This window comes from Achromobacter sp. ACM02, assembly GCF_014851605.1.
Classification (GTDB): domain Bacteria; phylum Pseudomonadota; class Gammaproteobacteria; order Burkholderiales; family Burkholderiaceae_B; genus Achromobacter; species Achromobacter aegrifaciens.
Genome location: NZ_JACUZY010000037.1, coordinates 1 through 258 on the forward strand (window position 1 = coordinate 1; position 258 = coordinate 258).

At 61.6% G+C, this 258-nt stretch carries 1 protein-coding gene; it reads left to right on the forward strand.

Features of this window, described 5'->3' with window-relative positions:
- The coding region (locus IB258_RS30640) for a GTP-binding protein (protein WP_255508628.1) at window positions 1–258 on the forward strand (258 nt) is incomplete at both ends.

Genomic DNA, 258 nt, shown 5'->3' on the forward strand with positions numbered 1-258 from the left:
AAGAAAAGGCTCGCGGCATCACGATCAACACGGCTCACGTCGAGTACGAAACGGAAGCGCGTCACTACGCGCACGTTGACTGCCCGGGCCACGCTGACTATGTGAAGAACATGATCACGGGCGCCGCGCAAATGGACGGCGCGATCCTGGTCGTGTCGGCCGCTGACGGCCCGATGCCGCAAACCCGCGAACACATCCTGCTGTCGCGCCAGGTTGGCGTGCCGTACATCATCGTCTTCCTGAACAAGGCTGACATGG